General features: G+C 39.1%; 27 protein-coding genes and 1 tRNA gene. 18 read left to right on the forward strand and 10 right to left on the reverse strand.

Translation table 11 applies throughout. The annotated features are described in order from the left end of the window. Positions 1-101 precede the first annotated feature (101 nt). Positions 102-1127, forward strand: a complete 1026-nt coding sequence (locus RE471_RS09355; protein WP_309214602.1) for a polyprenyl synthetase family protein — start codon at positions 102-104, stop codon at positions 1125-1127. Here the strand turns inward: RE471_RS09355 and xerA are convergent. Both xerA and RE471_RS09365 read right to left on the reverse strand, forming a co-directional pair. Further along, positions 1124-2014: a site-specific tyrosine recombinase/integron integrase gene (xerA, locus tag RE471_RS09360; protein ID WP_309214604.1), complete on the reverse strand. Its 891-nt coding sequence runs from the start codon at positions 2012-2014 to the stop codon at positions 1124-1126. The two genes, RE471_RS09355 and xerA, sit on opposite strands and share 4 nt — an antisense overlap. After that, positions 2004-2447: a hypothetical protein gene (locus tag RE471_RS09365; protein WP_309214605.1), complete on the reverse strand. Its 444-nt coding sequence runs from the start codon at positions 2445-2447 to the stop codon at positions 2004-2006. Before RE471_RS09365 ends, xerA begins: the two co-directional genes overlap by 11 nt. 128 nt (positions 2448-2575) lie before the next feature. On the opposite strand from RE471_RS09365, the gene RE471_RS09370 reads away from it, so the two are divergent. The 5 genes from RE471_RS09370 to RE471_RS09390 all read left to right on the forward strand — a co-directional run bounded on the left by RE471_RS09370 (position 2576) and on the right by RE471_RS09390 (position 6373). Further along, positions 2576-3628 (forward strand): NAD(P)-dependent glycerol-1-phosphate dehydrogenase, encoded by a 1053-nt coding sequence (locus RE471_RS09370; protein ID WP_309214606.1) that lies wholly within the window; start codon positions 2576-2578, stop codon positions 3626-3628. 128 nt (positions 3629-3756) lie between these two features. Then, the gene (locus RE471_RS09375) at positions 3757-4197 is read left to right on the forward strand and encodes a UPF0179 family protein (RefSeq protein ID WP_309214607.1); all 441 of its coding nucleotides are present in this window, start codon (positions 3757-3759) and stop codon (positions 4195-4197) included. Continuing rightward, positions 4197-5372 (forward strand): YchF-related putative GTPase, encoded by a 1176-nt coding sequence (gene ychF, locus RE471_RS09380; protein ID WP_309214608.1) that lies wholly within the window; start codon positions 4197-4199, stop codon positions 5370-5372. Before RE471_RS09375 ends, ychF begins: the two co-directional genes overlap by 1 nt. A gap of 4 nt (positions 5373-5376) precedes the next feature. Beyond that, a complete protein-coding gene (locus tag RE471_RS09385) occupies positions 5377-5805 on the forward strand; it encodes a 30S ribosomal protein S12 (RefSeq protein WP_298278805.1) in 429 nt (142 codons plus the stop codon). A 4-nt stretch (positions 5806-5809) separates the two neighbouring features. Next, on the forward strand, positions 5810-6373 hold the full coding sequence (locus tag RE471_RS09390) for a 30S ribosomal protein S7 (RefSeq protein ID WP_309214611.1): 564 nt from the start codon (positions 5810-5812) through the stop codon (positions 6371-6373). 111 nt (positions 6374-6484) lie between these two features. Here RE471_RS09390 and RE471_RS09395 read toward each other — a convergent pair whose 3' ends face one another. From RE471_RS09395 to RE471_RS09405, 3 genes are all read right to left on the reverse strand, one after another. Continuing rightward, entirely contained in the window at positions 6485-7003 is a 519-nt protein-coding gene (locus RE471_RS09395) for a DUF2269 domain-containing protein (protein WP_309214612.1), read from the reverse strand. A gap of 74 nt (positions 7004-7077) precedes the next feature. Then, a complete protein-coding gene (locus RE471_RS09400; RefSeq protein ID WP_309214613.1) occupies positions 7078-7527 on the reverse strand; it encodes a multiprotein bridging factor aMBF1 in 450 nt (149 codons plus the stop codon). A 171-nt stretch (positions 7528-7698) separates the two neighbouring features. Further along, positions 7699-8034: a hypothetical protein gene (locus tag RE471_RS09405; RefSeq protein WP_309214614.1), complete on the reverse strand. Its 336-nt coding sequence runs from the start codon at positions 8032-8034 to the stop codon at positions 7699-7701. 93 nt (positions 8035-8127) lie between these two features. Here RE471_RS09405 and RE471_RS09410 point away from each other — a divergent pair, with 93 nt between their 5' ends. The 3 genes from RE471_RS09410 (at position 8128) to RE471_RS09420 (ending at position 9728) form a co-directional block, all read left to right on the forward strand. Beyond that, a complete protein-coding gene (locus tag RE471_RS09410; protein WP_309214615.1) occupies positions 8128-8793 on the forward strand; it encodes a fibrillarin-like rRNA/tRNA 2'-O-methyltransferase in 666 nt (221 codons plus the stop codon). 230 nt (positions 8794-9023) lie between these two features. Next, on the forward strand, positions 9024-9305 hold the full coding sequence (locus RE471_RS09415; protein ID WP_309214616.1) for a hypothetical protein: 282 nt from the start codon (positions 9024-9026) through the stop codon (positions 9303-9305). 291 nt (positions 9306-9596) lie between these two features. Then, positions 9597-9728 carry a hypothetical protein gene (locus RE471_RS09420; protein WP_298278792.1) on the forward strand — a complete coding sequence of 44 codons (132 nt, stop codon included), beginning with the start codon at positions 9597-9599 and terminating at the stop codon, positions 9726-9728. On the opposite strand, the gene aspS is transcribed toward RE471_RS09420, so the two are convergent. Beyond that, entirely contained in the window at positions 9693-10976 is a 1284-nt protein-coding gene (gene aspS, locus RE471_RS09425) for an aspartate--tRNA(Asn) ligase (protein WP_309214617.1), read from the reverse strand. The two genes, RE471_RS09420 and aspS, sit on opposite strands and share 36 nt — an antisense overlap. An 81-nt stretch (positions 10977-11057) precedes the next feature. On the opposite strand from aspS, the gene RE471_RS09430 reads away from it, so the two are divergent. Continuing rightward, positions 11058-12362 (forward strand): NfeD family protein, encoded by a 1305-nt coding sequence (locus tag RE471_RS09430; RefSeq protein WP_309214618.1) that lies wholly within the window; start codon positions 11058-11060, stop codon positions 12360-12362. Positions 12363-12403: 41 nt separating this feature from the next. Then, complete coding sequence (locus tag RE471_RS09435) at positions 12404-13342, forward strand: ROK family protein (RefSeq protein WP_309214620.1); 939 nt, start codon at positions 12404-12406, stop codon at positions 13340-13342. A gap of 104 nt (positions 13343-13446) precedes the next feature. Here RE471_RS09435 and RE471_RS09440 read toward each other — a convergent pair whose 3' ends face one another. Further along, positions 13447-13716, reverse strand: a complete 270-nt coding sequence (locus tag RE471_RS09440; protein WP_309214621.1) for a 4Fe-4S ferredoxin — start codon at positions 13714-13716, stop codon at positions 13447-13449. A 121-nt stretch (positions 13717-13837) separates the two neighbouring features. On the opposite strand from RE471_RS09440, the gene RE471_RS09445 reads away from it, so the two are divergent. Further along, positions 13838-14863, forward strand: a complete 1026-nt coding sequence (locus tag RE471_RS09445; protein ID WP_309214622.1) for a PTO1314 family radical SAM protein — start codon at positions 13838-13840, stop codon at positions 14861-14863. A gap of 14 nt (positions 14864-14877) precedes the next feature. Here RE471_RS09445 and RE471_RS09450 read toward each other — a convergent pair. Next, positions 14878-14951, reverse strand: a tRNA-Thr gene (locus RE471_RS09450). A gap of 89 nt (positions 14952-15040) precedes the next feature. Between RE471_RS09450 and RE471_RS09455 the strand changes: the two genes are divergently transcribed. From RE471_RS09455 to RE471_RS09480, 6 genes are all read left to right on the forward strand, one after another. Continuing rightward, a complete protein-coding gene (locus RE471_RS09455) occupies positions 15041-17134 on the forward strand; it encodes a minichromosome maintenance protein MCM (RefSeq protein ID WP_309214623.1) in 2094 nt (697 codons plus the stop codon). An 11-nt stretch (positions 17135-17145) separates the two neighbouring features. Then, positions 17146-17433, forward strand: coding sequence for a DUF424 family protein (locus RE471_RS09460; RefSeq protein ID WP_309214624.1), 288 nt, complete (start codon positions 17146-17148; stop codon positions 17431-17433). A gap of 99 nt (positions 17434-17532) precedes the next feature. Then, complete coding sequence (locus RE471_RS09465) at positions 17533-18012, forward strand: 30S ribosomal protein S13 (protein WP_309214625.1); 480 nt, start codon at positions 17533-17535, stop codon at positions 18010-18012. Between the two features lie 9 nt (positions 18013-18021). Then, on the forward strand, positions 18022-18606 hold the full coding sequence (locus RE471_RS09470; protein WP_309214626.1) for a 30S ribosomal protein S4: 585 nt from the start codon (positions 18022-18024) through the stop codon (positions 18604-18606). After that, positions 18603-18986, forward strand: a complete 384-nt coding sequence (locus RE471_RS09475) for a 30S ribosomal protein S11 (protein ID WP_309214627.1) — start codon at positions 18603-18605, stop codon at positions 18984-18986. The genes RE471_RS09470 and RE471_RS09475 overlap by 4 nt, the downstream gene beginning before the upstream one ends. Positions 18987-18988: 2 nt before the next feature. Continuing rightward, positions 18989-19801, forward strand: coding sequence for a DNA-directed RNA polymerase subunit D (locus RE471_RS09480; protein WP_309214628.1), 813 nt, complete (start codon positions 18989-18991; stop codon positions 19799-19801). Positions 19802-19914: 113 nt separating this feature from the next. Here RE471_RS09480 and RE471_RS09485 read toward each other — a convergent pair whose 3' ends face one another. Then, positions 19915-20772: a sulfite exporter TauE/SafE family protein gene (locus tag RE471_RS09485; protein WP_309214629.1), complete on the reverse strand. Its 858-nt coding sequence runs from the start codon at positions 20770-20772 to the stop codon at positions 19915-19917. 107 nt (positions 20773-20879) lie between these two features. Further along, positions 20880-21446: a hypothetical protein gene (locus RE471_RS09490; protein WP_309214630.1), complete on the reverse strand. Its 567-nt coding sequence runs from the start codon at positions 21444-21446 to the stop codon at positions 20880-20882. Positions 21447-21596 lie beyond the last annotated feature (150 nt).

Genomic DNA, 21596 nt, shown 5'->3' on the forward strand with positions numbered 1-21596 from the left:
GGAATATATTAACATTAAGTGGGAATAAACATGAAAAAAGTTAATAATAATTCAACCAATTACTGTCTAAATTGATAAATATAGACAATTATAAAAAGCAAATGGATAGCCTCAGAGAAAGAATTAATCAAAAGCTCGAGGATTACTTCAAATTCAAACTGGATGAATGCGATAATGAAATAATTAAGGATATAATAATAAAATTAAGGGAGTTTACAATGAATGGGGGCAAGCGCGTAAGGCCCATACTCCTGATAATGGGTTATGGGCTCTTTTCTGAAATAGATGAGAGGATAATAAATGCATCAATTTCTATAGAGATGGCCCAATCCTTTCTTTTAATCCATGATGATATAATGGATCAGAGTGATATGCGCCGTGGAAAGCCAAGTTTTCACAGATCTGTTGAGAGTTCATTGAATCGTGATGGTATAGAAAGAATAGCGGAAAATATAGCAATTAGCGCCGGAGATTTAATCGATACGTTTTCACATGAGGCCCTTCTCAGATCGGGTTTTCCTGTAAATAACCTGCTTGATGCAGATTTTGAATTTTCAAAAATTATAGAGGATACAGGTAAGGGCCAGATTCTCGATATATATTCAGCCCTGGAGGATGTATACAGTGAGGATAGGCTTTTAAAGCTCCATTTTCTCAAAACTGCAAGGTATACCATACAGGGCCCCATACTTATGGGTGCGCTTCTTTCTGGAAACAAACAGTATCTAAATGAAATACGGGATTTCGGGAAATATGCAGGAATAGCGTTTCAACTTTATGATGATCTCCTTGGGCTATTCGGTGAAGAGGAAAAAACAGGCAAATCCATAAAAAGTGATGTTAACGAGGGCAAAAAAACACTCTTGATGATCAGGGCATATGAAAGCTCTGGCAGTGAAACCAGAAAATTTATTGATAAGTGCCTTAACAACGGGAATATTAGTGATTCGGATTTCCAGAAGCTCCGTAGAGTTGTAATAGAATCCGGTTCGCTGGATTACACAAAAAAGAAAATTGATGAATATAATAGCAAAGCACGTGCCTCACTGAAAAAGATCTCCGGCAACGAGGATATTATCGATATGCTTGATTTTCTTCTGGAATATTTAATAAAGAGGGAAAATTAATACTTCGGCATATGCTGGGAATACATTTCCTTAAGGGTGCTGTCGTCAATATGGGTGTAAATCTGTGTTGTGGCCAGGCTGGAATGCCCGAGAATCTGCTGTATAAATCTTATGTCCCCGCCATTCCTCAATATGGAGGTTGCAAATGTATGCCTGAGCACATGAGGGGTGACCTTTTTCGTTATACCGGACTTTTCTGCAACACGCTTAACCATCCTCTCAATGGTGCTGGTATTGAATTTAGTTTTCTTGTTTGATAGGAACAGGTAGTTGTTGTTTGACCTTATTTTTATCCGTTCTTTTATATAATCTTTTATTTGTTCCTTGCAGATATCGGGCATAACCACAATTCTATCTTTGTCTCCCTTCCCAGCGTGTACATATATAATATTTTCCTCGAAATCAGCATCGCCGATTTCGAGATTAACAAGTTCGCTGACCCGAATGCCGGTATATAGAAATACAGATATAATGGCCCTGTCTCTTATAGAACTGGACCCATTAAGAAGTATGCCCGCATCTTTCTGATTCAGATAAACTGGCATTTTCTGTGATCTTCTTGGTGGAACAAGGTTCGGAGGGACCTCAGTATTTTTGAACTTATAGTAAAGTTTCAATGCCTTCATGGCAAGGTACTGTGATGCCTTTGAGTATTTTTTTTCTGTTACAATAAAGTTCTTGTAATTTTCTATATCCTCAAAATTGATGGATGATATATCCTTATTACAGTATGAAAGAAATCCAGAAATAAGAAACTTATACTCTTTTATTGTGTAAAAACTTTTTCTTTCTGTGATCATAAACCTTTCGAATGACCGCAGTTCTCTTTCTGTATCCATTTTTGTATATATGTTATCCCCTCTTATTTTTATTGTTTTATCTGTCATGGGTTCCGTAAGCATCAATATCAGTATTTTTGGTGTCGGCTGTTTTATAGTATGAAATTACCATTGTGAAAAATAAAATTGAGAGTCCCTCTACTATGAGGTAGCCAGATCTGATCCCATTGTACTGTGATGTATTTACTGGCGAAACTTTTAATAGCAGTGCCATAGCAGAACCTGCAATAATAAAGATGGCAGATGACCCTAAAAGCATAATCCTGTTTCTTCTCATGCTCCTGTCCGGGAATAGAAGGCCAGTCACAACGAACACGTCACCGAATATTAGAAATACAGGGAATATTCTGGGTATTGCGCCTGAGTAATAATCTGACTGAAAATCCTGAGAAAGCCGGTTTCCAGGAAGCACAAAAATAAACAGGTATGTAATAACAACAATCGCCGTTCCAGAAAGGAAAAATATACTATACCTGTCCATACTAATATTAATTGTCTGACATATATAAACATTTCCTGTTACTGAACCATGGATCATAAATGAATCCAGATGGCATACATCCATTTTTCAATACGTAAATTTATATCCTAAATGAATATCATAATGCAATGGAATTCAATAAAATCAGGGCCATGCATTTTCCCAATGATGTTTACATTGGCCATGATGCAATACAGAATGTACGTCATGTGGTGGAAAAAAATTTAAAATCTGGAACTGTTCTAATAGTATCCGGGGAGAAAACTTATAAAATAGCCGGCGAGGCTGTTATAGATAAAATGCAGGGGCTTGAATACCACCTTCTGATGACAGGAAATGCAACCATGGATGCCATAAAAAAGGCAAGAGAGGAAATTATAGGTATCAGGGTAGGCCTTGTAATTGGGGTAGGAGGAGGTTCTAAAATAGATATGGGGAAAAAACTCGCATATGATCTTGATGTCCCATTTATCAGTGTGCCCACTGCCCCCAGCCATGACGGCATTGCATCACCAAGAGCATCTATATATGATGGAAAATCATTCTTATCAATTGAGGCAGCCATGCCTTCTTCCATAGTGGCAGATACCAAAATTATGGTACGGGCACCTTACAGATTTGCTGCATCCGGTGCCTCTGATGTTATTGCCAACCTAACAGCTGTAATGGACTGGAAGATGGCAAACAGAATCAAGGGTGAATCTTTTAGCACCACTGCGGCTGTGATATCTGAGTATTCATCCAGGGACCTGATAGAAAACGCAAATATAATACAGCCTGGTCTGGAATCAAGTATATGGCTGATAACAAAACAAATACTGGCCTCGGGAACAGCCATGGCAATAGCCGGCTCATCAAGGCCAGCAAGTGGCAGTGAGCATCTGTTCGCCCATGCACTGGAGATTCTTGGAAGTGGAACTGCAATGCATGGTGAGCAGGTGGCCATGGGGTCCCTTGCGTCAATGTACCTCCATGGTGGAGACTGGAAGATGCTTTACGAAACATATAAAAAGATAGGCGTTTCAACCAGGGCAGCTGACTATGGCATATCAAACGATACTGCCATAAAGGCGCTTTCCATAGCTCACAGACTTCGCCCCCAGCGGTACACAATACTGGGGGAAACAGATCTAAGTGAGGGCGTTGCAAGGAATGCCTTGAAAACAACAGGAGTGATATAGGCTTAAAGCATAACCTGAAGAACTGTGGACACAAAAATTTGACATAATGATTTGTAGTGGATATATTTCAGATGGTATTATATCCATGTTAAATGATAACTTTAATAAACCATTTAATTTTAAGGAACGTGATCAAATTGAATAAAATAAGTTTAATAGGCGTTGATTTAGCCAAAAAAGATTTGGTGTTTACATTCAGAGGACCATTATCCGGGAAATGCGATGAGTGCAGGATAAAAAATGTCTGCTTTAACCTTGAGCCAGGGAAATCATACCGCATAATAAACGTAAAAGAGCAGGTCAATCCATGTTTTGTATATAATAAAAACAAGGTATCCACAATTGATGTTGAGGAGGTGCCTGATACTTACAATATACAGAACGGCAAAAGGCTTATGGAGGGTTCATCCGTAGAGTTGCGGAGCATGAAGTGTGATTACCTTACATGCCCCAACATTGAAAAATGCAACCTCCTGAACATAAAGGGAAACAAAAAAATTGTTGTAAAAAGGATAAGGGGTAAATTAACCTGCCCAAAGGGATATGATATGCGGGAAGTTGAATCCTAATGCTGAAGATAGGTTTAATCGGAAAGCCAAATGCTGGAAAGTCAACATTATTTTCTGCAATTACATCGATTGATGTTGATATAGCAAATTATCCATTTACCACAATAAAGCCAAATATTGGAATCTCCTTTATAAAGGATAAATGCCCGGAGGATGAAATACATTCAAGATGCAATCCCAGAGAGGGAAAATGTATAGATGGCATTAGGTATATTCCTGTAGAAATAATTGACGTTCCGGGGTTAATTGAAGGCGCAAGCGAGGGAAAGGGCATGGGAAATGAGTTCCTCGACAATATCAGGGATGCGGATATAATTCTCAATCTTTTTGATGCATCTGGCATGACAGATGTTGAGGGCAATCCTGCAGAAAAGCGGCATGACCCTGTGCAGGACATTGATTTTGTACATAGTGAAATAGTTAAATGGATGAATGGGAAAATATCAAAGGACTGGCAAAAATTTGCAAGGAAGGAGGACAACAGCCCGGATCGCCTGGAAGTCAAAATACTCCAGAAGGCTGCGACCTTTGGGATAAATGAAAAGGAAATGATACTAATAATGACCAGAGAAAAATTCCCTGAAAAGCTTATTCACTGGACAGATGAAGATATACAGAGGTTATCTGAGGCCATACTGAAATACGCCAAGCCAGTTTTTAATATAGGCAATAAGGCTGATATGGTAACCGATGAAGAACTTGAATCTATGGAAGCGGGAAGGGGCAAAGTATATTTTATTTCTGCACAGTATGAGCTTGTTCTGGAAAAAGCATTAAAAAATGGATACATTATACCAGACGGTAATGGATTTTTATTTACAGATAAATCCGGAGGGTCACAGAAAACGGTGATCAATGCCATCATGGAAAGGGTAAATGGGAATGTCGTAAAACGTTTTTACGATGTCCTGACTGAAATTATAAAATCACTTGGTTATATCGTGGTATACCCGGTTCTTGATGAAAGCAGGTGGACAGATAAGAACGGAAATGTTTTGCCTGATGCGTATCTAATGAAGGAGGGCGATACAGCACTGGACCTGGCATACAGAATACACACAGACATCGGAAAAAACTTTATCCGTGCGGTGAATGGACGCACGCAGAGAGTAATAGGAAAAGATTATAAATTATTAAATAATGACGTTATCAAAATAATTTCAAATTCAAGGTGATATAGTGCCCAATGGTATGAATGCAGGAAAAAAATTAATGAAAGCAAGAAAACATTATGCGTGGTCGGATAGAGATTACAAGAGGAGAATGCTAGATTTGAGGAGGAAGAGCGATCCTCTTGAGGGGTCACCACAGGCTAAGGGCATAGTTATAGAAAAGGTCGGTATAGAGGCTAAACAGCCTAACTCCGGAATCAGAAAATGCGTCAAGATACAGTTGATAAAGAATGGCAGGCAGTTATCCGCCTTTGCACCAGGTGATGGTGCCATAAACTATATAGATGAACATGACGAGGTAATGGTTGAAGGCATAGGTGGAAGGATGGGAAGAAGTAAGGGAGATATCCCTGGAGTCAGATACAAGGTAATTAAGGTAAATGGCATTTCCCTGAATGAGCTGGTACGTGGAAGAAAGGAGAAAACAGTAAGGTGATAATATGGATCAGTTAATAATGAATAAATATGACATTTCAGGAATACAAATAAAGGATCAGGGGCTTGCAACATACATAAATCTCACATCTTACCTTAATCTTGATACAGGTGGCAGGTTTTCAAACTACCTTTCTGGAAAAAGGAATATTAATACCATTGAAAGATTGCTTAACAATCTTATGAGAACAGAGAAGTGGACAGGAAAGAAGTATTCTGCATACAGGGTTCTCAGTGAAGCTTTTGACATAATAGCAACAAAAACAAAACAGAATCCTGTCCAGATACTAGTATCAGCTATAGAGAATTCGGCACCCAGAGAGGAGGTTACTAGATTGAAGTACGGCGGTATTGCAGTACCAAAGTCCGTTGATGTTTCACCTTCCAGAAGGCTTGACGAGGCCCTCAGGAATATAGCCCGTGGGGCAACGAAAGCATCTTTCAAACATAAAACACACATAGAAGAATGCCTGGCAAGCGAAATTATGCTTGCAGCAAGAAACGATGCAAATTCATTTGCAATAAGCAAGAAAGAAGAAATTGAAAGAGTAGCTGCCTCGGCAAGATAAATTTATAGTATCCCATCGGGTTCAGATTCACTATTTTATTTATAATACCTGCTAATGTTATTTTTATTGTTGTATTATTCCATGTACCTGTTAAAAATTAAGTGTAACTCTTTAGGAATAAATGCTAAGAGCCACCATCATAATGACTATAATAATTAGAAGCGCCATTGTAATCATTGAGTATACATGCGTAACTTTCCTGATCTTTTTAATCTCATCAAATTTGCCCTCCTCATTAAGCCTTACTATAAGTTTTCCGTGATATATGTTGTTTCCGTACATAATTATTATCATAACAACTATGATTATTTCAGCAGCAAGCAAAATTTTACCGCCTGTACTGGCTATGTACAGTGACGGGTTTAAGATATATTTATAGGTCATCAGAAGCCCTGTAAGGATAAGCAACCCAAGTGTTAAATTTGTCCAGAATGCAAAACGGTGTCCAACAAAACCCAGAAGCCGGGTACGGAGTTTATCATCATTCATTTTATATGATTCCGGCCATAGGATAAGCCATATAAATATTGACCCGCCAACAAAGGTAATTGCAGAAAGCACATGCACAGAAAGCAGAACAAAAAATAGAGCCTTATGTAATGCCGGGGATATAATTAAGCCGTAATACATCGAAGTTAATTATTTACATATATATTAAATCTAACTTCTTTACCATGCTATAGATGGGTTTCCTGCTCTTATGCTTAATTTTTTTCAAGTAATTTTATATTGAGCACCTTCTCCAATTTTCTTGCAGTGCTTATATCCGGGAGCAGTTCACCCCGTTCTATGTTGGAAAGGACGTTTTTACGCTCAAATATTTTCTTAGCCAGGTCATCCTGTGTCATATTCATTGATTCCCTCTTATTTTTTATTAACTCTGCGTAATCCTCAACAACATCAAAGTCCTCAACATTTTCTTTATGTACAGGTTTCTTCAAAGGTGCCTGTTTTTTGAATGGTTTCTTGTATGTTACCACATTTATTTTCTTCTCGGGAAATTTTATTGTTATGCTTTCACTTATTTTGTTGAGTTTCTTTTCCTCAACTGGATCTCCAAATTTTGCGCATTTCGGGCATACATTAAGTATGGCACCAGAAATACGTACCTTGATTAATTTATCGCTTGGTTCTCCGCACATTTCACAGTTCATAATAATATATGCCTATCTGAAATATAGATTTTATCAAATTAGCAATATTTGAAGTGGTGGAGTTATCCGCCCATAGATTATGCAGGAACCCGGGTCTCTCCATGGTTAAAAATTATGTAAAAATTATACAGAAATAATCGAAAATATCCTATAATGTTATTAATCACCACATTATAGTGAGTAATACCAGGGATAAACGCTGGTTGCGCTTATAGTCCTCCCAAGAAACCCATTATTGTATTTTCCATGTGCCAGTATATGGCTTCCAACTGCCGGGGCTGACCCATTGAAATATACATAGAAGTAATGGCCAGAATCATTGATCTGTACAACACTGGTGTTATCATATTCAAATCTGTGATCAACTGTACCGTACACATAATATGTGTTACCGCTATGCATTGAACCGGGACTTGCCGCTATGGCAACCGGTACTATTCCATATGCAAGCAATGCTATTACAATTATAACTAAAACCGCTACTAACTTCCTTTCTCGTTTCTTCATGGTAGTTGGATACAAATTATAGTATTAAAAATATTTGGAATTGCCATATATCATTTTTGGGAAGTTATATATTTTTATTGGCTATAGAGAATTATGAAGAAGCATGATCATCCCCTGAAAATACAGAACAGCAGGATTTTAATTGATAAAAGTAGAATTTATACTGCAACTGCTTATAACCAATCGGTATACGGGGAGAGAATCAAGAGATCTGGAAATGTATACTTCAGAGAATGGAACCCAAGAAGGAGCAAGCTCGCGGCTGCCATACTAAAGGGATTTTCTAGCATGCCTGTTGAACAGGATTCATCGATACTCTATCTTGGAGCATCCACTGGAACAACAGTAAGCCATGTTGCAGATATTTCATACAGGGGCAGTGTATTTGCAGTAGAATTCTCATATGATTCATTTATAAAGCTATACGATCTGGCGAGGAGGAGAAATAATATCTTTCCCATACTGGAGGATGCCAATATGCCGGAGAAATATCAATTTTTTGTGGGAAATCCAGATATTATATATCAGGATATTGCACAGAGGAACCAGGTACAGATTTTCAATGAAAATGCAAAAATATTTTCATCTGCAAAAAAAGCTATGTTAATTATTAAGGCAAGGGCAATATCATCCAACAGATCAGATAAGAGCATTATCAATTCTGCAGTAAGGCAGATAAAGGATTTCAGGGTGAGAGAAGTAATAGATCTTAAACCGTATGATGTTGGTAATTATTTCATATATCTTGATAAAGATTAACATGCATACCGCTTCTGTTAATAAAAATATTAAAATTTAAATAATTATATTATTCATAAAAGTTCTGGCTTGAAATATTTATTTTCTGTATTAATTTCGTATTTATCCATTTTTATTATAATTTTTGAAATAAATAATTTTTTCATATTAAATATATATTTAATTTGACATGAAAAGGCATTAGAAAAGGTTATATAGTTCTCTTTTTTATATCATATAAGGTAAGAGACTTGAAAATAGAAGTTGGAGAAAAATATGATTTCGAAATAGAGAGGTCGGACATAGAGAACGTAACGGAGGGGTCAGTAATAGCAACATATTACAGCCTTGGCAACCCTATATATGTCGAGTTAATCATCAACAGGAGCCTGTCAAGAGAAATCAACAAATTCTTTGCAAACACAGAGAAAAAATCAGCAATAATATCAATAGAAAGAATATCAAAATCAAAATACAGGATAACTCCTACTATAGTTATACTTAACAGACAGAGAGGTGCCCTCCAGAAATAAAGGATCTCTATTGATTATTTTACCTTCTTCCTGAATTATTAATTGTTTATTTTTATTTTTAATGAGTGTTTTATGCTGAAAGTAAGTTTTACGTTTTTATAGAAATGGCAGTAATTTTACGGATTCAAAGGTTAATGATATGCCCGAAAGGAAGGATATGCATGAATTTCAATTATTTATAGAAAATTTCCATATATTATTTACCAGCATAAAGGTTATTGATGAAATTGCCGAAATACTGATTCAAAAACTTTATATACAGTTTTTATAATGTATAATCTGGTCTTTCTAATGTCGCTATACAGAAAGAAAGGAAAGGACGAATTAGATGAAGAAGCCAGCTATGAAGAATTAGAAAAAGATATATGGAGAGAAGATAAAAATAATTCAGGGAGAAAGTCTGGTCCTGTCTCTAGGAAATAATGTCGATTCTCTGACATTATTTAAACCGAGGAGGTTCATCACAAGCCGTTCAAGGCCAAGCCCCCATCCGGCATGTGGTGGCATTCCATATTTAAATGCCTTTTCGTAAAATTCAAAGTCGTTTTTATTGAGCCCTTTTTTCATAAAATTTTCTTCCAGCATTCTGTAATTATGTACTCTCTGTGCACCGGAAGTTACCTCTATATCGTTCAGCTGCAGGTCAAATGATTTTGTTATCTCAGGATTTGTATCCGGGTGCGTATAAAATGGCCTCATGGCTGAGGGCCATCCGGTAATAAAATAAAAGCCGTTGAATTTCTGTGCCAGTATTTTGTTTGCCTCAGGTGAGAAATCATCACCGAAGGATAGTTTCAGGCCGTGGTTATTTAGGTATCCCAGTGCCTCTTCGTATGTTATCCTTGGGAATGGCGGATCAAGCCTGTCAACATGGTATCCTGATCTTTCCAGTTCGGCGCCCATGACATCAATGGTTCTGTTGACCGCATAGGATATTGCTCTCTCGAGATATTCCATTGCCTTTCTATCATCGATAAACGCCGCTTCCATATCTATAGAGGTAAATTCGTTGAGGTGCCTTACTGTATTTTCCTTTTCTGCCCTGAATGCAGGGCCAACCTCAAACACCTTGTCAAATCCTGATCCTATGAGTATTTCCTTGTAGAGCTGCGGCGACTGGTTTAGATATGCCTGTTTTTCGAAATATTCTACGCGGAATAGATCTGCACCTCCCTCAGTGGCTGCCCCAACTATTTTCGGAGTATGCACCTCTATAAAATTTTCCCTGTTCATATACTCCCTTATGCCGAATAGGAGCTGACTTTCAAACTTAAATATAACAAGATGCTCCGGTTTCCTTAAATCCAGAAAACGGTTGTTCAGCCTGGTATCGAAATCTGCTGACACCCTATCAATAACCCCCAGTGGAAGGGGCGTGTCTGCAATGGAAAGTATTTCGACACCTGTAGCCAGAACTTCAGTTCCTGACCTGCTCACGCTTTTTTTATTCAGTATGCCATGGACTGAAATAACAGACTCCCTTGTTATCTCATAGAGCTCATCATAATTCGTAATGCTGCCCTTTTTCACGGTCACCTGAATCTGGCCTGTACTGTCACGGACAATAATGAACATCAGGTTTTTTATCTTCCTGAGTTCCTGAATCCAGCCCTGCAGCGTAATCTCCTTCCCATCATCCAGTGTTTCTGTATCGGCAATATAAGTTCTCATTCTTATGGTATATTTATCTATTATTAAATTCTTTAAGTTTTTTTTAGCAAACTATAACTATTCATTTAGGTTTTATGATTGATGGAAAAATCCAGGGCTTTTCTTTTGCTATTGTTAATCGGGGTAATACTTATAGTGGTTGCTGCACCGCTGTTGCAGCATGGATCATCTGCTATCCATGATGAAGCATCCAGCAGGGAGGTTCTGGTCATAAATTTAACAGGGTCTATAGATCCGGGAACGTATAGCATGATTAAATCAGATCTGCATGGTGTAAGCAGTTCCTCTGTTAGGGCAGTTATAATCAACATAAATGCAGGATCTGGCATGTTAAAGAGTGCACTGGATATGGATAAATGCATAAATTCCACTGAAAATTCCGGGATAAAGGTTTATGCCTACATTGGACCAGGAGCATCAGCTGTAAATGCAGGTTCATATGTGGCCATGGATGCAGATGGAATTTATATGGCCCCAGGTTCATCAATCGGCAGGGCTAAACCCTACATCATAGCGGGATCACAGGAGGAAGAAAATGCTGATGCCCTGAATATGGGTAATATAATGTCAGCATTAGCTTCATCACATGGTAGAAACGGTACCTATGCCATGGAAATGGTTACAGGCGATACTGTATATGATTCCTCTGTTGCAATTTCTGATAATGTGGCAAACGGGAGGTCCCCGAGCCTGGGGGGGTTTATTGCAGAAATGAATCTTAGCTCATACGGCATACACTACAGTGAGGAGAATTTATATGAAAACTTTATTGGGTTCCTTGGAAGCCCATTTACTGCAGGGCTTCTGATACTTACTGGCATAATAGCAGTATTTTTTGACCTTTACCATGGAACAATTGTGCTTTCTGTGCTGGGGGTTGCATTGATAGTCCTTGGAATTATAGGTGCAGCCCTCATAGACGCATCAGTCATAGGGCTCCTTCTGCTCCTTCTGGCCGGGATACTTATATTCATAGAATTTGAAACAAATCACGGCGTGGCCCTATTGCTTGGATTGATTTCAGGTATTGCAGGCGTTTATTTTCTTGGGTCTTCCTATGGAACAAACAGCCCCGGATACTCTCCGGATCCATATGGTGAGGGATTCTACCTGACATCAATTGCTATCATCCTGCTGGGAATGCTAATGGTAGTTTATATAAGCAGGATATTGAAATCGCAGATAAGGGAACACTATACCGGAATCGAGTCACTTATAGGCCACAGCGCAGAGGTTAAGACAGCCATGGGAACAAATGGCAGGGGCTTTGTTGCAATAGAGGGTGTCCAGTGGAGGGCACTCAACATCGGCGTCCCTGTCAACAGAAATGATAGGGTGATAATAATTGAACGCAGGGGACTTACCCTGATAGTAAAAAAGATTTGATTCTGGACTATCTTTATATCTTTTCTGTAAATACAGACATAATGTACATACTTGGATATGATGTGGGTGGTACCAAAATTTCAACTGTCATTGGAAATGAAAGTGGGGAGATCATAGGAAAAATTGTACGGAGAACAGCCAGAGAGTATGGCAAAACAGGAATAACAGAACAGTTGATTTCCATGGGCGAGGATCTGATAGAGAAGAAAAACATCGATAAAATTTCAAAAATTGGTATAATATTTGCAGGGCCTGTGGATTCCGAAAAGGGCGTAATAATATCATCCCCTAATATAATTGGATTAAAAAATTATAACATCACTGAGGAACTGAAGAATCATTTCAAGGTTCCGGTTTATCTCCAGAATGATGCAATAGCATCCACAATTGCTGAAAAACTTTATGGATCAGGTAAAAACTATTCAAATTTTGTATACATGACTCTGAGTACCGGTATCGGCGGCGGTATTTTTATAAACAACAGGCTTTATAAGGGGTCACATGGTATGGCTGGAGAATTCGGGCATATGGTTATCCTTCCCAATGGACCGCTATGTGGCTGTGGCAGGCGCGGATGCCTTGAGGCCCTTGCCAGTGGCAGGGGAATAACGAGGAGGGTTGTGGAGAACATCAGCGCCATAAAAAATTCCACCATATTTTCTGACATGAATCCGGGCGACATAGATGCCAAGGAGATATTCGCTGCCAAGGAATCAGGAGATATGTTCGCACAGCTCATAGTTGAGGAAACCATATATTATCTTGCTGTAGGGCTTGTGAATATAATTAATGCACTGGACCCGGATGCGATTATAATAGGCGGTGGCATATCAAGGGAGGGGGATAATTTATTCAAGCCCTTAAGGCTTGCAGTAAAGGAGGAAATGAAATCCATGAAACGGCCAGTAAAGATAATAAAGGCTCTGGATAACGGTGCGGACCTTGGATGCATTGCCATAACACAGTATGAGGAAATGTGACATCATTCTATCTCTAAAGATCCGGGATTCCCACTTAAGAGTTAACTAATTCCCCCTAAACTAGGGCATGGTATTCCATGTTTTCTGGCTAATTTATTTTTTAATCAACCTAATTGCCTTTTCGGGGCATGAAACCACGCAATCCCCGCTGATTTGCACAGATCTATGTGTAATGGTGATCCTACTATGTTATTATGGATCCTTGCCTTAAATTTTCCCATAAAGGTCAATCCGTTTATTTCTTCAGATGTTCGTGGCCTCAATTCAAACACATTTTCAGGACACACAGCAACACACTGCCCCTTCGCCTCGCATTTTGACTGGTCTACTACTGGCATGGTTCCATTATTCTTGCATGATATATCTTCTGCCATCTGTGGGAATTATCCACACCATTTCAATATTTCTGTTAATATTTTTAATTATATATCAAAATAACTCATGAAATACAAAATATTAAATAATATCATTGGCTAGTATTTATAGGGTGTTGTGGTGTCTGTTTATAATGCTGTGGTTTTGAGGTCAATAAAGAGGAATATATCAAGGGTAAAAAATAAAAAATTACCCACTATAGCCGGTCATAAACTGCTATATGAATGTAATTTAAGGTGCAAAATGTGTCCGTTCTGGAGGAGGCCGGACAGCAAATTATTATCCATGGATCAGGAAATTGCAATGATGGAAAAATTAAAGGAGGCAGGAGTATCATACTTAGGATTTGAAGGCGGTGAGCCCCTGTTAAGAAATGATACACCTGATATACTCAGGGAAAGCCATAAAAGATTTCACACATCTATGGTAACAAACGGGTGGAGGCTTGAGAAAAAAATAAAGGAAATTTCAAATTCATTGGATTTTCTCTTTGTTTCAATTGATGGGAATAAGGAGGTTCATGATACAATGAGGGGCATGAGTGGATCCTTCGAGCATGCAATAAGAGGGATCAACGCATCAAAGCGTGCAGTTCCGGTGGCCATGAGCTCTACCATAACCAGGGAGAATATTGACACAGTACAGGATATACTTGATATTGGGGATGATCTTGATGTTCCCATAAATTTCCAGATCGAATATGACTATTCTACCGCAGAGAAGATCTCGCCAGAGAAGGATAAACTTCTTTCGGTCCTTAACATGCTTATTGAAAGTAAAAAAAATGACGGCCCTATTATGAATACTGTGCAGTATTTTGAATCCATAAAAAATTCATGGTTTTATGGAATGAAATGGGAATGCAGGCCCTGGTTAACAATCAACATAGATCCAGAGGGTAGGGTGGTAACACCGTGCTATATAATAAACGAGTATTCTGGAGCAGATTATGTCTGGAATATGGATATTAAAAAGATGTGGAACAGCTTTGACTGGGAACCCTACAGGTCATGCAATAAATGCGCACTTTCCTGTTATCTGGAGCCCTCACTTTTCAAATGGACAAAGCCTGCAATGGTTAAAAGCAGAATCATTGACGCAACAATAGATTATATAAAGTTCAACGCATCAAGAAAGGGATATTAGGATATCTTCAAAAGAGCCGCCGACGGGATTCGGTCCCGCGACCTCGTGCTTACCAAGCACGCGCTCTACCAGGCTGAGCTACGACGGCATTATGGGTTAATCATAAGTGAATATAAATTATTTTTGAATTTTCACAAGAATAAAGAGTTAAATACCCTTAACTGATAATTAATACTCATGATTAACCAGGACATAGAAGCGGACGACATTAAGCGTCAGTGGATAGGATTTTTCGACCAGTATGATTACAATGACCAGATAAATAAATTGAGAAGTGACTATCCCGATGTAAAATCTCTTTATATTTCATACAGCGACCTTACAGGTTACAGTTCTGAGTTTGCTGAGGCCCTGATGAAAGATCCTTACTATTATATCACAATTGGGGAATTTTATATAAAAGAAACTCTGGGAATAACGAATAATAAGGTTCGCAGGCTTAACATCCGCCTGGTAAATGTACCGGATATTAGCGGAATAAAATATGAAATAAGGAATGTCAGGAGCACAAATGTAAATTCGTACATATCCATAAATGGAATAATAAGGAAAAATACTGAAGTTTTACCCAGGCTTCAGAATGCGGCATTCAAATGCCCGGCATGTGGCGAACTGACCATAGTTCCGGAGGACATACAGAAACTATTTGAACCCACAGCATGCCAGGCCTGCGGCTGGAATAAGGGAAAACTCAAGCTCATACCTGAGGAATCAGAATTTGTTGATACCCAGAAACTGGAAATACAGGAAAATCCTGACAGCATAGACGGGACTTCACAGCCGCAGAGGCTTACACTGATAATTGAGGATGATATAACTGGAAAGATATATCCCGGGGACAGGGTAACAGTTTACGGCATACTGAAGGCCGATGAAAAACACATAGGCAATACTATGCTGACGGAATACAACATTTACCTGAATGTGAACAATTTCAGAAAGGAAACAAGGGATTTCGAGGAGATAAAGATCAATGATGAGGATGAGAAAAAGATCAGGGAGCTTGCAAAGGAGCCAAATATAATCGACCGGCTCGCCAAATCCATAGCCCCATCAATATATGGACTTGATGTAATCAAAAAATCCCTTGTGCTCCAGCTCTTCGGTGGGGTCAGGAAAGTCATGAAGGATGGTACACATATCAGAGGTGATATACATATACTAATGATAGGCGATCCGGGAACAGCTAAATCACAGCTTTTAAGATATATGACGTATATATCACCCAGGAGTGTCTTTGCATTTGGAAAGGGATCCAGTGCGGCCGGGCTTACTGCAGCAGCTGTCAGGGATGATTTCGGGGAGGGCAGGTGGACACTTGAGGCTGGGGCATTAGTACTTGCTGATAACGGCTTTGCAGCCATAGACGAGCTGGATAAAATGGATAAAAATGATACAGCATCAATGCATGAAGCCATGGAACAGCAATCTGTAACAATATCAAAGGCAGGAATCATGGCAACGCTGAAGTCCAGATGCTCCATACTGGCGGCGGCAAACCCAAGATTCGGTAGGTATGACCCAATGAAGACCATTGCTGAGCAGACTGAATTCCCGCCCCCACTTCTCTCAAGATTTGATATTATATTTAAGCTCATAGACACGCCAAATCGTGAGATAGATGACAAGCTGGCTGAACACGTTCTCAAAACCAACCGCCTTGGTGAAATTTACAGAAGCATGGAAAACAGCAATATAGACATTACCGTCCCTGATGAAGAGAATTTCATAGCAGAGCTGGATAAGGACCTGATAAGAAAATATGTATCATATGCCAAAAATCGTGTTTTCCCTAGGTTGAGTGATGACGCTATAAGCATATTGAAGGAGGAGTATGTAAAAACCAGGTCCAGTGGAATAGACTCGGTTCCGATTACCGCCAGGCAGCTGGAATCAACAATTAGGCTTGCAGAGGCAGCCGCAAGGGCACGCCTTTCACCTATAATAACCGTAGAGGATGCCCTTCTTGCAAAGGGGGTTGTTGATTATTACCTAAAAGAGGTTTCGGCCATGAACGGACAGGTGGACATTGACATACTAAGTACCGGGATCAGCACAAAGCAGAGAACAGAGCTTGAGGTTGTCCTTTCTGTGATCAAGGAGGCAAAGGAAAGCATGGGCGAGCAGAAAAAAGCCCCGGAAATAGAAACTGTACTGGAAATGCTGAAACAGAAGGGAATAAGCAGGGAACGGGCAGAAACTGACCTTGCTAGGCTGAAAAGCGATGGTTTTATCTATGAACCACAGAATAAAAGGGTAGATCTAATTTGAACACTATTAATATGAAAATACTTAATATCAACGGAGAGGTGCTGCTGGCTGCAGCGGACAGTGAGCTTATCAACAGAAACCTCAGGGAGGGAAAATTGCATCTGGAGGTAAAGCAGGATTTTTATGGGGAAATGAAAGTTTCTGAGGAAACTCTTATATCGTCTCTGAGGATATGCACCATAGCAAACCTTGTGGGTGAACGTGTGGTAAATGCTGCAATTGAGGCTAATTATATAGATCGGGAAAACGTAATAAGAATAGAAGGGATACCCCATGCACAGCTGGCAAAAATAGTCTAATCCAGTTCTGGACGGGACTTGAGAGAGTTCACAATCCAATGGTAAAGGATATATATAGTTAAATAATAGGGAATAACTTACAATTAACAGGATGGTAATATGGCTGATAACAAGAAAAATGATGAAAATTTTCAGTATATCGTTCGAATAGCGAATAAAGATATTAAGGGAGAGAGGAAGCTAAATCTGGCACTGGCAGATGTTAACGGGATAGGTGACAGGCTGGCAACGATACTTATTAAAAAGTTCAACCTCGACAAAAACAGGCAGATAGGAGAACTCAGCGAAGATGAGATTCTGGAAATAAGAAAGTATGTAGAAAACAAAGAATATGATGGCATGCCTGTTTGGCTTTTAAACCACCGCAAGGATATTGCAACAGGAAAGGACTTGAATTTACTCTCAAATGATTTGAATTTACAGATTAATGATGATATAAACCTTATGAAGAAAATGAGATCCTATCGTGGATTAAGACATGAACAGGGCCATAAGGTAAGGGGACAGAAAACACGTTCCAACGGAAGGCACGGACTTTCTATGGGAGTCATAAGAAAGAAACAGGAACAGAAAAAATAAGGTGATGTGATGGGAGACCAAAAATTTCAGAGAAAAAGATATTCAACTCCAAGACACCCATGGGAGAAGGAGAGAATAGATTATGAAAGGCAGATTGTAATAAAGTATGGTTTGAAAAATAAAAGGGAGCTTTGGAAGGCACAGGCTGTTTTATCTTCCTACAGGGCCCAGGCAAGAAACCTCCAGGCAAAGGTCAGGTATAACGACCCTGTTGCTGAAAAACAGTTCCAGCTATTATTGAAAAAGCTGGACAGGTTAAGCCTTCTGAGCGAGGGTGCAACCCTGGATGATATACTTGCACTTACACTGGAAAATATACTTGATAGAAGACTCCAAACACTTGTATACCAGCTCAACATGGCAACAACCATGAAGCAGGCACGCCAGCTCATTACCCATGGCCACATAAAGGTTGGGGACCATGTGGTAACAATCCCTAGCCTCGCTGTAGAGAAAGGGGTGGAGGATACCATAACATATAATGAAAAATCTCCATTTTCAGATGATAAACATCCAATCAGGCTTGTTCTGGCAGGGATGAAGGAAAATGAGGCTGCTGAAGAGGATCAGAAGGACAAGGGTGAATCACAATGAATAAGGTAGGAATAGCACATATCTATGCATCGCAGAACAATACAATAATACTTATCACAGACCAGACAGGTTCTGAAACAATTGCAAAATCAACAGGAGGTATGGTTGTAAAAAATGATAGGGAAGAATCCAGTCCCTACGCAGCCATGAAGGCATCAGATATAATAACAGAGAAGCTCAGGGAAAAGGAGATAACCGACCTCATAATAAGGGTGAGAGCCCCAGGAGGCAGCAGATCAAGAATACCGGGTCCAGGAGCACAATCTGCAATAAGGACACTGTCAAGGGCAGGATTCAAAATCCTCAGAATTGAGGAGGTAACACCCACACCTCATGATGGCACAAAGAAGAAAGGCGGCAAGAGGGGAAGGAGAGTTTAATCATGCTTAAGATTATTGAACTGAAGGATAATTTTATAAGATTTTCCATAGACGGGATTACACCTGGCATAGCCAATTCAATTAGACGTACACTTATAAACGATATTCCGAAGCTGGCAATAGAGAACGTTATTTTCCATCATGGAGAAATCCGGGATGCGGATGGAAATGTATACGACTCCTCACTTCCACTCTTTGATGAGGTTCTGGCTTCCAGACTTGGGCTTATACCGCTTAAAACAGATATTTCAATGAATTTCAGGGACCAGTGCACATGTGGCGGAAAGGGCTGTGATTTATGCACCGTTACATATTCAATAAATAAACTTGGGCCAGGCACTGTATATTCATCTGATATAATGCCCGTGAATAACCCTGACCTCAAACCGACAGATCCGCTTATCCCCATAATAGAACTCAAAAAGAGCCAGGCGGTACTGGTAACCTGTGAAGCTATACTCGGAAGGGGTTCAGAGCATGCAAAATGGCAGGCTACTTCAGGTGTTTCATATAAGTATCACCGTAATTTCCATGTAAATAAGGAGGTAATGGACAACTGGGAGTTCTATAAACAGACATGCCCCAAATCAATAGTCAGCGAAAATGAAAACACTATAGTATTTACCGATGATATACCATGCAGTTATCTATCACAGCTAATGGAGCGTGATGGTGTGGTGGTTGAAGAGGATGAAAATAACTTTATTTTCAAGTTTGAAACAGATGGTTCACTGAGCGCCGTCGATGTCTTAAAATACGCTTTAAAGAGATTGCCTGAAAGATTCACCTCCCTGATGGAAAGCCTATCAGATTGAATAAAATTTAGAAAGGCTAATTCCATATGGCAGTCCCGTCCATGAATTATTTAAAATTTTTAATGGATGAAAGTTTATAAAATTTTAAAATGTTTTTTTCTCTATTTTACTAATTAAAGCCCGAATATGAAGAACATATGTAACAGTGCAGGATAGGATTCGAATGCAACATATATTCCCACAAGTACTATGATTACAGAGAATACCTTTCTAAGAGTCCCCTTCTTTCCACCCAGATTTACTGAGAGCTTGGTACCGAGGTATCCGCCAAATATTCCGCCGAGAACGTACACAACTGCAACAAGGATTAGAACATCCCCAACAATCCCACTGCTTATATATTGGAGTCCTGGAGCAACCATGGCATACCTTATAGCGGTAACAACCCCGAAAGTACCTACCGCCAGAAGAGATGTACCTATAACCATTCCTATTTTTATTTTCGAAGAGGCGAGCATTCCAGGAACTATGAGAAATCCACCACCGATTCCAAAAAATCCTGAGGCAAATCCCACTATGAGGGAATAAGCTGAAACCTTTCCGTATTTCGTACTTTTTGCTCTTTCCTTGCAATCCTCATCTGGAACTGCCCTGCATTTGCTTATATACATATAAATTCCTATGATGATCATCAACATAGAGAAGAAAAAGAGCAGTTCTCCCCCCTTGATAATAAGCCCTATGGTTGAACCTATTAATACTCCTATGATACCCACCAGGGCAAATACACCACCAAGCTTAATATTTGCATTTTTCTTCCTTAGATGCTGGGCAAAATTTATATAAGCTGTTATACCGACTGCGAGCGCAGTGGTGCCTATAGCCAGATGCGGGTGATGAATGCCAACAAAATAAATGAACAGTGGAACTGCTAGTATGGAACCTCCACCACCTATGAGGCCCAGGCTAAATCCCACAGCCACCCCAGAAACTATGGCCAGGATATACTGGATTAATGTTATATCTATCATTTAATACCGCATGAGTATTGCAATTGTGTATAAATACATTATTCATATAGTAATAAAAATATTCATAACAATGGAAAATCAGCAAAGAAAATAATTATTTATGAGTTTTAACTTTCATGCAGCAGGTTGCTGAGATGATACAGTGCCTTGCCTGCATTTGAATTGTCTATTACTATCCATATTTCCGTGTTTAGCCTGTAAATATTTGTGAACTTTATACCGTACGTCATCAGGTAATCCGTGATCAGGAGTGTAAGTCCAGGGGTAAAGGATGATTCCTTTGGGAGGATTATTTTTATAAGGGCAATTTTGCTCTGCCTGTTTCCTGTGTTCGCTATACATATGTATATATTTGATTCCTTCATTACCAGAATAGTGTTTTCCGGTATCTTTTTGATATCATCAAAATAAAGGATGCTGTACTCATACTCTATGGTGAGGGATGATTTTTTAAGTATCTCCAGATCGTCTGTGTATTCAGGCTTTTCAGTCTTCATGTTGGCCAGGACTTTAACTATGGTATTGAATTTTACTGTCTTACCTGTCATGGCCTCAACCTTATCCTTTATGTTTTCGGCCACCTTGGTATAATTGCATAATCCACTGGAAATGGCCATAGAATAGATGAGATTATTGCTGACAATCACTTTTACCGAATCAGAGATTTTTGTCATAAAACATCATTATATCAACATATAAATTCATTGCTATTGAAAATAAACCATTTAATCCATATCCATGATATATGAAACTATATAGTTTATTCATTAATCAAAATGGTGATTTCTGGTTCAAAAAATTTAAGCATAAAATTAATTAAATGC

It is taken from the genome of Ferroplasma sp. (assembly GCF_031200575.1).
In the GTDB taxonomy this organism is placed as follows: Archaea; Thermoplasmatota; Thermoplasmata; order Thermoplasmatales; family Thermoplasmataceae; genus Ferroplasma.